This window comes from Streptomyces altiplanensis (genome assembly GCF_053591575.1).
In genome coordinates, this window is record NZ_JBSFUB010000030.1 from 23,652 (window position 1) to 35,900 (window position 12,249).

Sequence of the window (12,249 nt, forward strand, 5' to 3'; positions counted from 1 at the left end):
GATACGCCGATACGCCGATCCTGGAGACGCAATGCCCTCAGCACGCCCTCCGCGCCCCCTGCCCGAGTACGACTATGTCGTGGTCGGCGGCGGAACAGCCGGCGCCGTCGTCGCCGCGCGGCTGACCGAGGACCCGGACGTCACCGTCTGCGTGGTGGAAGCCGGGCCGTCGGACGTCGGTGACGACAGCATCCTGCGGCTGGACCGCTGGATGGCCCTGCTGGAGTCCGGTTACGACTGGGACTATCCGGTGGAGCCCCAGGAGAACGGCAACAGCTTCATGCGGCACGCCCGGGCCAAGGTGCTCGGCGGCTGTTCCTCGCACAACTCCTGCATCGCCTTCTGGGCACCCGCCGAGGACCTCGACGAGTGGGGCGCGCTGGGCTGTACGGGCTGGAGCGCCGCCGACTGCTTCCCCCTCTACCGGCGCCTGGAGAGCAACGACGCGCCCGGGGACCACCACGGCCGCTCGGGTCCCGTGACGATCCGTACCGTCCCGCCCGAGGACCCGTGCGGCGCGGCTCTGCTCGAAGCATGCGTCGCCGCCGGCATCCCCACCACGCCGTTCAACGCCGGTACCACGGTCGTGCGCGGCGCCCACTGGTTCCAGATCAACTCCCGCCCGGACGGCATCCGCTCCTCCGCGTCGGTCTCGTACCTCCACCCGGTGCTCGGCAGGCGGCCGAATCTGGAGGTACGTACCGGCCTCCTGGCGAGACGGCTGTTGTTCGACGACGGCCCCGACGACGGCGCGGGCGGCGGCACGGGCGGCGGCGGCGCCACCGGGCGGCGCTGCACGGGCGTCGAGTACCTGGAGCCCGACACCGTTCACACCGGGGCGGTCGCTGCCCGGCGCGAGGTGATCGTGGCCTGCGGCGCCATCGATTCGCCGAAGCTGCTGATGCTGTCGGGCATCGGGCCGGCCGGGCATCTGCGCGAGTGCGGTGTGGAGGTACGGGTCGACTCCCCCGGGGTCGGCTCCAACCTCCAGGACCACCCGGAGGGCGTGATCATGTGGGAGGCGAAGCAGCCCATGGTCTCGTCGTCCACCCAGTGGTGGGAGATCGGCATCTTCACCCACACCGAACCAGGTCTTGACCGGCCGGACCTGATGTTCCATTACGGCTCGGTGCCGTTCGACCTGAACACGTACCGGCGCGGCTATCCGACGACGGACAACGCCTTCTGTCTCACGCCGAACGTCACACGGGCCCGCTCCACGGGAACGGTCCGGCTGCGCACCAGGGACTACCGGGACAAGCCGAAGGTCGATCCGCGCTACTTCACGCACGAGCACGACATCCGCGTGATGACGTACGGCCTGCGGCTCGCCCGCGAGATCGTCGCGCAGGCCCCGATGGCCGACTGGGCCGGCGCCGAGCTGGCACCCGGACCGCAGGCCACGACCGACGACGAGCTGTTCGCGTACATCCGCGACACCCACAACACCGTCTACCACCCGGCGGGCACCGTGCGCATGGGCGCGGTGGACGACGCCGGCTCGCCGCTCGATCCCCAGCTGCGGGTCAAGGGAGTCACGGGGCTGCGGGTGGCCGACGCGTCCGTGATGCCGCTCCTGACGACGGTCAACCCGTGCATCACCACGATGATGATCGGCGAGAAGTGTGCCGATCTGATCAGGACGGCCTGAACGGCCGGGCAGCGGGCGGTGCGGGAACGGTCCCGGCCGGAGCCCTCGCTTCCACCACCGCTCGGCACGGCCGGACACGGCGGCAGCGCGCTCTCACCGTTGCGCGCGGTGCCGCCGTGTCGTCTCCCGTGGGCGCGGTGCGGCCCATGAAGGCCGACGGGTCAGTCTTTGGTGTCAGTCGTTGATGTTCTTGTTGAAGTCCCGCTCGCACGCCTCGCGTTCGCTCTGCGTCCCGGCCTGCTGGACGCAGTCGTCGAAGTTCTTGAACTCCTCGGAGTTGAGGACCGACGCGCCGATCGCGATGATCACGACGGACGCGATCAGCCCGAGTGCGCCGAGGACCGCGCCGATGATCGCCATCTTGCCGTGGGGTGCCCGGCTCCCGCGTGCCTTGCGTGCGCCGATGATCCCGAAAATCACCGCCAGCAGACCCAGCAGGATTCCGCCGAAGACGGTCCAGAAGAGGAGGATCGCCACGACGCCGAGAACCAGTGCGGCGATCGCCAGGCCGTTGCTCCGCTTCACGCCCGTGTCCGGGGAAGTCTGCCCGTAGTCGTCCGGCGTCTGAGGGTGGTGGGAGAAGGACACGTCATCACACTCATCTCTGCTTCCGTGCCAACGAGTTGCTGTACGTGCCCCCTTGTGCCCCGGCTCCGACAACGAATGCCTCCCCGGCCGCCCCCTCGGCCGTCACGCGGCACGGGATCCGCCGGACACGCCCCTGCGTGTGCTGCCGAAGGGCGGTCCGGGGCCGGCGGGGTCAGGATGGGTATGTGGAGTGCCCTCGCGCCCGTGCTGCCGCTGGAACACTCCGCCGTCGAAAACTCGTACTCCCGGCCGTTCGAGAGGGGGCGGGTTGCGGATGGACGAGCAGGCCCGGATCGGGGAGCTGATCAGCGGGGCGGCCCAGGACGCCGGTGGGTGGCTGGGCGCCCTGGACGTCGCGCAGGTGGCCACCAGCGCCGACGGGACGATCGTGCGGTGGAACCACGTCGCACAGGAGCTGCTCGGTTACGCTCCGCCCGAGGTGGTGGGACGGCACATCGCCGAGCTTCTGCACCCCGGGGCCGACCGCAGCCTCGGGCGGTCGTTGTGGGAGACGGCCGCCACCGGGCGGGGCGTGATGGGCACGGTGACCGCCTGGCACCGTGAGGGGCACCCGATGGAGCTGGAGATCTGGGCCTGTCCGGTGCACAGTGGGCGGCTCGGAGCCTCGGCGATGCTGGTCTTCGCCGCCGAAGCCCATGCGGCGCGCCGCATCAGAGGGTCGTCGGCGGTGTGGGACGGGCTGTTCTCCCGCTCACCCGTCGGTATCGCCGTACTCGACACACATCTGCGGTTTCTGCAGGCCAACCCCGCGCTGGAAGCGATGAACGGGCTCCCGGAGTCCGCGCACGTGGGCCGTCGCCTCGCCGAGTTGCTGCCGGAGGTGAACGCGGAGGAGATGGAGGAGGCGATGCGGCAGGTGCTGGACACCGGGGAGCCGGTCCTCGACCGGCGCCGCGTCGGGCGGACCCCCGCCGATCCGGAGCACGACCGGGTGTGGTCGTGCTCGTACGTACGGGTGGAGGATCCCGGCGGCCGGCCGATCGGTGTGATCGCCTCGCTGCTCGACATCACCGAGCAGCAGCGGGCCCACACCGAGGCCGAGGCGGGCCGGCACAGGCTCGCCCTGCTCAGCGAGGCCAGCGTCCGCATGGGCGCCAGCCTGGAGCTGGAGCGTACCGCCCAGGAGCTGGCCGACCTGGCCGCCCCCGGCCTCGCCGACGCCGTCACCGTCGACATACTGGACACCCTCGCCCACGGCGACGAGCCCGGCACGGGCCTCGGCGGCGGCGTCGCACTGCGGCGCCTGGGCAAGGCTCCGCTGACCGGGTCGGCCATCACCGACATCCTGGCCCCGCTCGGCAGGACCCTCACCTTTCCCGCGGCGGCCCCGTACACCCAGGCGCTCGCCGCCCGTCAGCCGTTCCTGGTCACCCGCCTCGACGAGCGGGCCATCGCCCCCGCGGCCCGTCACTCCACCGCACCGGCCCAGTTGCTCAGGGCGGGCGTGCACTCCTTCATGATGGTTCCGCTGGTCGCCCGGGACCTGGTGCTCGGCGTCGCCACCTTCCACCGCACCCGGCCCGTCGGCCCCTTCGGGTCCGACGATGTCACCCTCGCCGGCGAACTCGCGGCCCGGGCCGCCGTCAGCATCGACAACGCACGCCTCTATCACCGTGAACACGAGACCGCGGTCGTCCTCCAGCGCAGCATGCTGCCGCAGCACATCACCCCGCCGCCCGGCATCGAAGTGGCCCACCGCTACCTGCCCGCCAGCGACGTCAACGAAGTCGGCGGCGACTGGTACGACGTACTGCACCTCCCCGACGGCAGGACGGCCCTCCTCATCGGCGACGTCATGGGGCACGGCATCGCCGCGGCCGCCGTCATGGGACGGCTGTCCGCCACCGTCCGGGCCCTCGCCCGCCTCGACATGCCCCCGGCCGAACTGCTGCACCAGCTGGAGGCCACCCTCGCCGACCTCTCCGAGCCGATGCTCGCCACCTTCCTGTACGCCGTCTGCGACCCCGCCACAGGCCGTTGCACCATCACCCGCGCCGGACACCCGCCGCCCGCAGCGGCGGCGCCCGACGGAACCGTCCGCCTGCTCAAGACCCCGCCCGGCGCGCCCCTGGGCGTCGGCGGCATCGACTTCTCCACGACCGACGTCGTCCTGCCCCCGGGCAGCGTCCTCGTGCTGTACACCGACGGCCTGATCGAGGCCCGCGGCCGCGACATCGACGAACGTCTCACCGACCTCACCCAGCTCCTCACCGAGCCTCAGCAGCCGCTCGACCATCTGTGCGACTCGCTGATCACCCGCCTGGTTCCGGCCTCCGCCGACGACGACATCGCCCTGCTGGCCGCCCGCATCGGCGTCACGCCCCGGCCGGATCCGGCCGACCGCCCCGGTTGACGGGCCGCGAGCGGGCGCCCCCGAGTAGGGCCGTACCGGTGGGGCCGTACTGGCGGGTCGGCGTGCGCGGCGGCTCCCTCATGGGCGACGGTGTACTCGCCCTGGTGTTCGCCGTCGCACCGTGAGGTCCTCGGCTTCACCGGGGTGATCCGTTCGGCAAGATCCGCTGGCGTTCCGGAGGAGTTTTCTCATGAACTGGACACTCGAAGTCGTTCCGGTCCCTGTCACCGACATGGACCGTGCGAAGGAGTTCTACGCCGACAAGGCAGGCTTCAAGGTGGACCTCGACGACGAGGTCGCCCCCGGTATGCGCATCATCCAGCTGACACCGCCCGGCTCCCGGTGCTCGATCGCGATGCTCCACGGGATGCCCACGGCCCCCGGTGTGAAGGAGATGGAACCGGGGACGCTTCAGGGCCTTCAGCTCTGCGTGACGAACATCGAGGCGGCCCGCGAGGAATTGCTGGGCCGGGGCGTGGACGTCTCCCCGATCCGCCACGTCGGCGCGAGGGGCTGGGAGGACGGCAAGGGCGAAACCTGGAACTCGTTCATGTCCTTCGAGGATCCGGACGGCAACGGCTGGGTGGTCCAGGAGGCCCCGTCGGAGCTGTCGGAGCGCTGAGCGGCAGGGGCGGGGCGGGAGCCGGCCGTCCGGCCCCCGCCCGCCTGCCGGCCGTCCTCGGCCCACTCCCCCGAAGCAGTTCCGTCCCGGCTGGATGCCGGGGCCGCCGTCAGCTGACCCAGACGTTGCAGACGGGCGCGGGCAGCCTGTCCGGCAAGCAGCAGCTCCTCGCGCTGGACTCCCGCGGTACGCCGGATGGCGATTTCCCGGCGGAGTGCGCCGACCTGCTGGCTGAGCACGAACGCCCCGGCAACCGGGGCGGCGGCCCGTCGCCGACGACGGAGCGGACTCCGCAGGCCGCCTCCGCCGTGCTGCCGCTTTCACACGACCTCACCGATGAGGGATACTGGGAGCTCAGTCGGCAGGTAACCCAGGGGGACAGCGTGGACAGTTCAGGGGAGGCGAATGCGCTGCCAGCATCGTCGGCCCGGTCCATGGGGTCCACGGGCGCTTTGCGCGTGCGCCCGTTGGCGGACCGGCCGGGCTGGCAAGCGGCCGGCGAGATCAGTCTGATCACACGCCCGGCCTGGGAAAAGACGCTGCACCAATTTGCCATGAGCGACGAAGAGGTGTTCCACTTGGAGCTTTCCGCGGTCACCTTCGTCGACGTCGCTGGTGTCTCGGCTTTGGCGGTGACCGCCCAGAGCCTTCCGGAGGGGCGACGCATCGTGCTCGAAGAGCCGCCCGCCGCCTTGCGGCGCGTGCTGGACATGTTCTGGCCGGACCTGCCCACCCTCGAGGTGGTGGCGTGATGACTGCCCCGGCCGTAGAGCCGTTCGTTCATCCCGCCTTGTTCTACCGGGGCGAGAAGGAATACCTGCACGGCACGGTGCCCTTCATCCGCGACGGCCTGAAGGCCGGAGAGCCGGTGGCGGTCGCCGTTCCCGGGCCGAATCTGGCGATCCTCAAGACGGCCTTGGGCGAGGATGCCGCAGACGTGCAGTTCCTCGACATGACCGAGGCGGGGCGCAACCCAGGACGGATCATCCCCAGAGTGCTGCGCGCCTTCGCGGACGCCCACCGGGAGACGCGGGTGCGGATCATCGGTGAGCCGATCTGGGCCGGCCGCAGCAGTGTGGAGTACCCGGCGTGCGTCCAGCACGAGGCGCTGATCAACCCGGCATTCCAAGGCCGGGAAGTCACCATTCTCTGCCCCTACGACGCCGGCCGCCTCGACGAGCAGATACTCACCGACGCTTACGCGACCCACCCCGTCGTCATCTCCGGCGGCCAGGAGCGGCGCAGCCACGCCTACGCCCCCGAGCATGTGATCGCCCACTACAACCAGCCCCTGGCACACACGGCGACCACCGAGGAACTCGTCTTCGACGCCGACGGCCTGCCGGGCGCCCGGCACTTCGCGGTCGAGCAGGCCGCGCGGTTCGGTCTGTCCGGTATCCGGCTGGAGGACGTGGCCCTGATCGTGGCCGAGCTGACCACCAACAGCGTCGTGCACGGCGGGGGTTCGGGCACTGTACGCATGTGGACCGACGACGGCCAGGTGGTGTGCGAGGTCCGCGACCGTGGGCACCTGAGCGATCCGCTCGCCGGCCGTCGCCCGCCCGCACGGGACCAGCAGGGCGGCCGGGGTCTGCTGCTGGTGCACTACCTCGCCGATCTCGTACGCATCCACACCGGACCCGACGGTACGGCCATCCGCTGCTACCTCAGCAGCGGCTGATTCTGCCTCAGCGACTCGGGGCTTCCGCCGTACAGGCCGGCCCCGGCAAGGGACCCGCTCAGCGGCTCGGGGGCGGACAGCGATGACGCGGCCCCCGGGCCGGCGGTCCGGGGGCCGCCAGGCAGCCCGGGTCGCCGTGCACCGGTCCGCCGCACTGGCCCGCCCGCCACCGTCTAAGCTTCCTCCGTGAACGCCACCACCCCTGACATACGGATCAGGCCGGGCAACCTGGCCGACGCACCAGCCGTGCTGGACATGCTCGACTCCGCGGTGGCCTGGATGAACGATCGCGGCAATACCGAGCAGTGGGGCACGACACCGTATTCGCAGAAGCCCGGCGGAGTGGCGCGGGTCGAGCGGTACATGACCGAGAACGCCCCACACATCGCGGAACTGGCCGGAACACCTGTCGGAGCCCTCGTACTGGACTCTGGGCCCAGCCCTCAGGTGCCGATCGCGCCGGCCGAGGAACCTGAGCGGTACGTCCGGCTGCTGGTCTCCGACCGGCGGTACGCCGGCCGGGGCATCGGGGCGGCGCTGCTGGCCCATGCCGTCGAGGAGACCCGGCAGGCCGGCGTGGAACTGCTGCGGGTCGACTGCTACGCGGGCGGCGGGGGCGAACTCGTCGCGTTCTACGAGCGCAGCGGCTTCATCCCCACCGATCGTTTCCTGTCCGGGACCTGGCCGGGACAGGTGCTGGCCCGGCGGGTCCGCTGACGGCGGGGGCAGGACGCCCGGCGACAAGGACCTCCAGCGGGTCCGGAACGGTTTCCCGCCGGTCGGTCCTGGCACGGTCCATACCGGCCGGTGATGCCGCCCGTGCCGTCGGGCCCCCGACCCGCGCCTGAGGGAGCAGGTGGTCGTCGATCTCGCGGCGGCGGCCTTCAAGAGCGCGCGTGCGCTGCTCACCGTTGCTCGGGTCGTTCGGGATGAACACGGGTGGCCATCGGCCTTCTCCATGGCCGCGCCGGCTCTTGAAGAGACCGGCGAGGCGGGCTTGTGCATGATGATGCTCGCCACGCCTCCCGCCGGACGCGAGGAGTTCCTCGTGCGCGTCCGACGCCGTACCGGCGCCGGCATACGAGCCAATGAGCGGGCTCCCTTCGGGGCGATGCGAGCGAACTCCTCCATCAGCCGCTCTCCCGGCACTTCTCCGCGATCCTCGACCTGGCTCGCGTTGTGGCCGTCGAGTGCGCCCGGCTCAGGGTGTGCACGCCGGCCCGGCGGATGCGCGTGATCATGAGCCAGGGTTTGGGCAGCTCTTCGAACTGGCCCACCTCGTGGGCGACCATGTCCCGGACGGTCCAACCGGTGCACGCGGTCGGCCTCGACCACGCCTCGGTGTCCAACGAGCTCATCGTCTCGAGCGAGGCGCGTATCTCGGCCTCGTTGACCGTGCGCGCCCGGGCCGGAGAAGTCCGGGGAATGTCCTCCACAGAGACACCGGGTCTGGCCATACGCCACCTCCTCGCCCCCTGCCTTCGAGGCCAACTCGCTGGACATCTCCTGCTCAGGGGCGCAACAGGACGCCTGTACAGAACATGGGCGACAGCGAGCTGTTCACCTTCACCCCCGCGCCACGCCGCACCGCCATGCGCGAGGCCGCCTCCCCCCTCGCCGAAGTGGCCTCCGCAGGTTTCCCGCCAGTGCCGGCGCGGAACGCGGGCAGCGCGTTGCCCCGGCCTGTCGGCGGTGCGGTGCGCGGCAGGCGTCGCGGGGTGGGCGACTTCGAGCCGCCGGTCACGGACATCGCACCCGCCGGGGATCGCCCGGCACGCCTTCGGGATCGCCGACGCCCGCCCTTCGAGGAACACCACCAGGTCGTGGTCGCTGCAGGCGGTGCCGGGGGCCTCGTCCCGGCCGTGCGTGTACACGGTGCCCCCGGCCACCGGCGCGGGACGACCGGTGGACGACGATCGGCGCGCTGCTCACACCCCCGGCGCGCTCCCGGCGAGACCGTGCGGCGAGCCGGCTGCGCGCTCAGTCCGCCGTGGACCGGGTGCGGCGGGCGTAGGCGCGGGCCGCGCGGGCACGGTCGCCGCAGCGGGTGGAGCACCAGTGGCGGCGGCCGTGCCGCAGCAGGTAGCGGTTGCAGGGAGTGGAGCCGCAGGCGGTGAGGCGTTCGGCGTCGGGAGAGGTGAGCAGGTCGGCCGCGTCGGCGGCGAGGGTCGCCAGAGCGTGGTCGACGATCTCGGTGGTGGGGTGCGGCGCCGCGCGGTAAGGGCCGTTCTTCTCGTCCCACTGCAACAGCGGGGCCGTGGGAACCCTGGTCAGGGCGTCGTTGACGGCGGACAGGGCGGCGGGGAGAGCGGGAAGCCCGGCGACGCGCGAGGCGAACAGGGCCCTGATCTGCTCACGCAGCGAGCGCAGCTGTGTCGCGCACATCTCCCGCATGCCGACGTCCACCGGGGCGAGGCCGCGCTCGGTCAGCCACTGATTCGCCCCTGCGGGGGTCCCGAGGAAGTCGACGAAGTGCCCGCCGGGCAGCGCGACGACGCTGTTGGCGAGGGCCAGGGAGGGGTACTGCTCCGCGCCCGGCGCGGGCGGCGGGCCGGGCTCGGCACTCACGGTCTCACTCATGAACCTCATGGTACGGGTTGCATGTATCCATGAGAAGCGCTTACGGTCACTTCACGGATAAACCCCTATTCATCCGTGAGGTAATCCTTCATGTCTTCTGCCATCACACCCACCGGCCAGTTCCCCGTCCGCGCCTTCGGCGGCCCCACGGCCCTGTTCGAGTACGGCGGCCTGCGCTTTCTGACCGATCCCACCTTCGACGCCCCCTGCACCTACCCCGCGCGCCCCGGCGCCCCGGCCCTGACCAAGACCGCCCCCTCCACCGGCACCCCCGAAGACCTCGGTCCCGTCGACGTCGTCCTGCTCTCCCACGACGAGCACGACGACAACCTCGACAACGCCGGCCGCGCCCTGCTCGCCGGCATCCCGCTCACCCTCACCACCACCGGCGGCGGTGAGCGCCTCGGCGACAAGGCCAAGGGGCTGGCCGACTGGGAGTCCATCGAGCTGGACCGCCCCGGCGGCGGCGCGCTCACGGTGACCGCCGTCCCCGCCATCCACGGCCCCGGCCCCCGCGAAGAAGTCGAACCGATCGCCGGACAGGTCATCGGCTTCGTCCTGACCGGCCAGGACCTGCCCACCGTCTACGTCAGCGGCGACAACGCCTCCCTCGACGCCGTCCGGGAGATCGCCGGACGCTTCGCCCCCATCGACACCGCCCTCCTCTTCGCCGGAGCGCCCCGCTTCGCCGAAATCTTCGGCGGCGGGCTGATCGTCCTGGACAGCGCCCAGGCCGCCGAAGCCACCCAGCTCCTCGGCGCCCGCCGCGTGGTCCCCGTCCACTACGACAGCTGGTCCCACTTCACCGAGGGCCGCGACGAGCTGGAGGCCGCCTTCGCCTCAGCCGGTCTGGCCGACCGGGTGGACTGGGGGCACCAGGGCTGACCGTCCCCCGCCGGGCTCCCACCACTCGTCCCTGTCCGTGGCGAGGACCTGCCGAGCGTGAAAGCAGGTCCTCGCCACGGACACCGCCCACCCCGCACAGAGGCGTTCGCATGTCGCGCACCTTTGCCCTGGTCCACGGCACCCGAGCCGGCGGCTGGGCCTGGAACACGGCCGCCCGCCCGCTGGAGAGCCAGGGGCACCGCGCCGGCGCGGCAACTCCCGGCCTGCCCACGGCTTCTCCACGGCCTGCCTGGCCGGCTCCATCCGGCCGACCGTGCCGACCGGTCCGACCGGTCCGGGAATGCACAGGTCACACGAGGGTGAACCCAGGAGGAGAAGGTTCGTCTCCCCGGCACGCGTGCGGGCCCCCCGATCGTGATCGGGAGGCCCGCACCTCTACCCGCCGCTCACGCCCGACGCAGCGCGGAGCGGCCCGCGAAGCGCGCCGAGTCGCCCAACTCCTCTTCGATCCGGATCAGTTGGTTGTACTTCGCCGTACGGTCGGAGCGGGAGAGGGAGCCGGTCTTGATCTGACCACAACCGGTCGCCACCGCCAGGTCCGCGATGGTGGTGTCCTCCGTCTCGCCCGAGCGGTGCGACATGACAGCCGTCCAGCCCGCCTGGTGGGCCGTGGCCACCGCGGCCAGCGCCTCGGTCAGGGTCCCGATCTGATTGACCTTGACCAGGACCGAGTTCCCGACGCCGGTACGGATACCCTCGCGCAGCAGTGTCTCGTTGGTGCAGAACACGTCGTCGCCGGTGAGCTGGCAGCGGTCGCCGACGCGGGTGGTCAGCTCGCGCCAGCCGTCCAGGTCGTCCTCCGCCATCGGGTCCTCGATGGAGACGACCGGGTAGGCGTCGATGAGCTTGGCCAGGTAGTCGGCGTTCTCGGAGGGGGTGCGGCGCACCCCCTCGCCCGCGTAGTCGTACACGCCGTCGCGGAAGAACTCCGACGACGCCGGGTCCATGACCAGGCCGATGTCCGTGCCGGGGCGGTAGCCGGTGCGTTCGATGGCGGTCATCACGAAGTCGAGCGCCTCCTCAGCGGTACGCAGCGCGGGCGCGAAGCCGCCCTCGTCGCCGACGCCCGTGGAGTGCCCGGCGGCCAGCAGATCGCGGCGCAGGGTGTGGAAGATCTCGCTGCCCATGCGGACGGCTTCGGCGAAGGTGTCCGCGCCCACGGGCACGATCATGAATTCCTGGAAGTCCAGCGGATTGTCGGCGTGGGCGCCGCCGTTGACGATGTTCATCATCGGCAGCGGCAGGAGGTGGGCCTCGGCGCCGCCGAGGTAGCGGTAGAGGGGCTGGCGGTGGGCCGCCGCGGCGGCCTTGGCGGCGGCGAGGGAGACGCCGAGGATCGCGTTGGCGCCGAGCCGGGACTTCGTGGCGGTGCCGTCGAGGGTGACCAGCGCGGCGTCGAGACCCGCCTGGTCCGCCGCGTCCCGGCCGCGCACGGACGCCACGATCTCCCCGTTGACGTGGGCCACCGCGCGGTCGACGCCCTTGCCGTGCCAGCGCGCGGAGTCTCCGTCACGCAGTTCCACGGCCTCCCGGGCACCGGTGGAGGCGCCGGAGGGGACAGCCGCGCGCCCCAGGGAACCGTCCGCCAGGACGACGTCGACCTCGACCGTGGGATTGCCCCGGCTGTCGATGATCCGGCGGGCGGTGACGGTCTCGATGGTGGCGTTGACGGTTCCTACTGCCTTTGCGGACATGGGAGTTCCTCCCCGTTGTCGTGTGCCGTGGCCCCGGCTGCGACAACGCTGGCGCTGAGCCCGACAACACCAAACCGTACAGCAATGCTGATCAGTTTTGCTGTTCAGTTTCGCTGTACAGCATTGCTGTGCAGGTCAGGTGCACAGCTTTGC

At 71.5% G+C, this 12,249-nt stretch carries 11 protein-coding genes; 7 read left to right on the forward strand and 4 right to left on the reverse strand.

Going from position 1 to position 12,249, the window contains the following annotated elements:
- The first annotated feature begins 31 nt into the window (after positions 1-31).
- The gene (locus ACWD0Y_RS15985; RefSeq protein WP_450260945.1) at positions 32-1,651 is read left to right on the forward strand and encodes a GMC family oxidoreductase; all 1,620 of its coding nucleotides are present in this window, start codon (positions 32-34) and stop codon (positions 1,649-1,651) included.
- Between the two features lie 174 nt (positions 1,652-1,825).
- On the opposite strand, the gene ACWD0Y_RS15990 is transcribed toward ACWD0Y_RS15985, so the two are convergent.
- Complete coding sequence (locus ACWD0Y_RS15990) at positions 1,826-2,239, reverse strand: DUF4190 domain-containing protein (RefSeq protein ID WP_450260946.1); 414 nt, start codon at positions 2,237-2,239, stop codon at positions 1,826-1,828.
- A gap of 274 nt (positions 2,240-2,513) precedes the next feature.
- On the opposite strand from ACWD0Y_RS15990, the gene ACWD0Y_RS15995 reads away from it, so the two are divergent.
- The 5 genes from ACWD0Y_RS15995 to ACWD0Y_RS16015 all read left to right on the forward strand — a co-directional run bounded on the left by ACWD0Y_RS15995 (position 2,514) and on the right by ACWD0Y_RS16015 (position 7,633).
- Positions 2,514-4,613: a SpoIIE family protein phosphatase gene (locus tag ACWD0Y_RS15995; protein WP_450260947.1), complete on the forward strand. Its 2,100-nt coding sequence runs from the start codon at positions 2,514-2,516 to the stop codon at positions 4,611-4,613.
- Between the two features lie 190 nt (positions 4,614-4,803).
- Entirely contained in the window at positions 4,804-5,235 is a 432-nt protein-coding gene (locus tag ACWD0Y_RS16000) for a VOC family protein (protein WP_450260948.1), read from the forward strand.
- A gap of 125 nt (positions 5,236-5,360) precedes the next feature.
- Complete coding sequence (locus tag ACWD0Y_RS16005; RefSeq protein WP_450260949.1) at positions 5,361-5,987, forward strand: STAS domain-containing protein; 627 nt, start codon at positions 5,361-5,363, stop codon at positions 5,985-5,987.
- Complete coding sequence (locus ACWD0Y_RS16010) at positions 5,987-6,916, forward strand: anti-sigma factor RsbA family regulatory protein (RefSeq protein WP_450260950.1); 930 nt, start codon at positions 5,987-5,989, stop codon at positions 6,914-6,916. The genes ACWD0Y_RS16005 and ACWD0Y_RS16010 overlap by 1 nt, the downstream gene beginning before the upstream one ends.
- A 186-nt stretch (positions 6,917-7,102) precedes the next feature.
- On the forward strand, positions 7,103-7,633 hold the full coding sequence (locus tag ACWD0Y_RS16015; RefSeq protein ID WP_450260951.1) for a GNAT family N-acetyltransferase: 531 nt from the start codon (positions 7,103-7,105) through the stop codon (positions 7,631-7,633).
- Positions 7,634-8,046: 413 nt separating this feature from the next.
- On the opposite strand, the gene ACWD0Y_RS16020 is transcribed toward ACWD0Y_RS16015, so the two are convergent.
- Both ACWD0Y_RS16020 and ACWD0Y_RS16025 read right to left on the reverse strand, forming a co-directional pair.
- Positions 8,047-8,373: a maleylpyruvate isomerase N-terminal domain-containing protein gene (locus tag ACWD0Y_RS16020; RefSeq protein WP_450260952.1), complete on the reverse strand. Its 327-nt coding sequence runs from the start codon at positions 8,371-8,373 to the stop codon at positions 8,047-8,049.
- Positions 8,374-8,896: 523 nt separating this feature from the next.
- Positions 8,897-9,496 (reverse strand): CGNR zinc finger domain-containing protein, encoded by a 600-nt coding sequence (locus tag ACWD0Y_RS16025; RefSeq protein WP_450260953.1) that lies wholly within the window; start codon positions 9,494-9,496, stop codon positions 8,897-8,899.
- A 90-nt stretch (positions 9,497-9,586) separates the two neighbouring features.
- Between ACWD0Y_RS16025 and ACWD0Y_RS16030 the strand changes: the two genes are divergently transcribed.
- Entirely contained in the window at positions 9,587-10,381 is a 795-nt protein-coding gene (locus ACWD0Y_RS16030) for an MBL fold metallo-hydrolase (RefSeq protein WP_450260954.1), read from the forward strand.
- 407 nt (positions 10,382-10,788) lie between these two features.
- Here ACWD0Y_RS16030 and eno read toward each other — a convergent pair whose 3' ends face one another.
- Positions 10,789-12,096 carry a phosphopyruvate hydratase gene (gene eno, locus ACWD0Y_RS16035; RefSeq protein WP_450260955.1) on the reverse strand — a complete coding sequence of 436 codons (1,308 nt, stop codon included), beginning with the start codon at positions 12,094-12,096 and terminating at the stop codon, positions 10,789-10,791.
- Positions 12,097-12,249: the final 153 nt, after the last annotated feature.

Coding starts and splice junctions, on each gene's coding strand:
- ACWD0Y_RS16010 (WP_450260950.1), top strand. CDS start 5,987: ATGACTGCCCCGGCCGTAGAGCCGTTCGTTCATCCCGCCTTGTTCTAC.
- ACWD0Y_RS15985 (WP_450260945.1), top strand. CDS start 32: ATGCCCTCAGCACGCCCTCCGCGCCCCCTGCCCGAGTACGACTATGTC.
- ACWD0Y_RS16025 (WP_450260953.1), bottom strand. CDS start 9,496: ATGAGTGAGACCGTGAGTGCCGAGCCCGGCCCGCCGCCCGCGCCGGGC.
- eno (WP_450260955.1), bottom strand. CDS start 12,096: ATGTCCGCAAAGGCAGTAGGAACCGTCAACGCCACCATCGAGACCGTC.
- ACWD0Y_RS15995 (WP_450260947.1), top strand. CDS start 2,514: ATGGACGAGCAGGCCCGGATCGGGGAGCTGATCAGCGGGGCGGCCCAG.
- ACWD0Y_RS16030 (WP_450260954.1), top strand. CDS start 9,587: ATGTCTTCTGCCATCACACCCACCGGCCAGTTCCCCGTCCGCGCCTTC.
- ACWD0Y_RS16020 (WP_450260952.1), bottom strand. CDS start 8,373: ATGGCCAGACCCGGTGTCTCTGTGGAGGACATTCCCCGGACTTCTCCG.
- ACWD0Y_RS16000 (WP_450260948.1), top strand. CDS start 4,804: ATGAACTGGACACTCGAAGTCGTTCCGGTCCCTGTCACCGACATGGAC.